The sequence below is a fragment of the Rhizobium leguminosarum bv. viciae genome (genome assembly GCF_012276115.1).
GTDB lineage: Bacteria > Pseudomonadota > Alphaproteobacteria > Rhizobiales > Rhizobiaceae > Rhizobium > Rhizobium leguminosarum_T.
This window is the reverse complement of the sequence record NZ_WIEU01000057.1, coordinates 1-1,156: the sequence shown is the minus strand read 5'-3', so window position 1 is coordinate 1,156 and position 1,156 is coordinate 1. Positions and strand designations below refer to the sequence as shown.

The window sequence follows — 1,156 nt, the reverse complement described above, 5'->3', positions numbered from 1 at the left end:
ATGAGCGACTATCTGGGTTGTCAAGTTGCATATTCGAATTCTCTTCGCGCATCTCGTGCTTTTGCATTGAGAATGACCAGGAGTTTTCGGGCGAGCGCGATGCGGATGACCATTTTGGGTTTGCCGGCGCTTTGCAACCTTTGCTGGAAGGCGGCCATGTGCGGATCGTGTCGGGCTGCAATGGTGGCGACCAGGAACAGGATGCCACGTGGTCCGGAGCGCCCGCCGCGCACCGGTCGCGGTCCGCTGCGTTTACCGCTGTCGTTGGCAATCGGCGCAAGGCCGGCCAACTTGGCGATCGCCTTGTTGGAGATCCGGCCGATCTCGGGCAGCTCGGCCATCAGCCGGGCAACGGTGCGATCGGCGACACCCTTGATCGAGCGAAAGGCCCGGTTGAGACTGGCCCAGAGCGGATCGTCGTCGATCATCGAGGCGATCTCGCCTTCGAGCGTGCGGCTCTGGCGCACCAGAAGCGCGATCACCTCGTTGAGGCTTGCCACGATCGACCCATCGCGGGCCGCACTGCGGCGCTGCTTCTGGACGATCAGGTCGCGCGTGACCTGAGAAAGCCGCGTCATCAGCGCCGACAGCCGCAGCTGCGCGGCTTTCGGCGGCGGCAGGGCAGACAGCCGTTTGGCCTCGGCATAATGGGCGATCATCGCCGCATCGATGCGGTCGGTCTTTTCCAGAAAGCCCATGGCCTCGGCAAAGCGGCGCACATGGCGCGGATTGGCCAGCGCGCAGGCAATCCCCAACTCCCACAACAACAGGAAGGCTGCCCGCTCGTAGCCGCCCGACGCCTCCATGACGACGAGTTCGACCCCATGCTCCCGGCAAAACTCGGCCAGCGCGCCGATGCCGGCCGCATCGTTGCTGAAGCGCTCAAACACCCCGGACGGGCGGATAAACGCATCCAGCCAGTCCTTCGAAACATCCACTCCACATATAACTTTGTTCACGGTAACCTGCCTTGTGCGTGCGATTGGAGCCAAGCGACTATTCGGTCGTACGTGACGATGACGAAGATCCCAGGCTCATCCACGGTTGTAACCGGAGGGGGTGCGGGCGACTTCGTCACGCCTCTGGCCGGGTGGCCACCCGGCCAGAGGCTCAATCGCTTCCATCGCACGAAATTCCTAACGTGCAGATACAAGGG

The 1,156-nt window shown here is 62.8% G+C and carries 1 protein-coding gene; it reads right to left on the bottom strand.

Annotated features, from left to right (window positions below):
• Window positions 1-20 precede the first annotated feature (20 nt).
• On the bottom strand, window positions 21-959 hold the full coding sequence (locus GFM02_RS34740; RefSeq protein ID WP_065279191.1) for an IS110 family transposase: 939 nt from the start codon (window positions 957-959) through the stop codon (window positions 21-23).
• Between the last annotated feature and the right edge of the window lie 197 nt (window positions 960-1,156).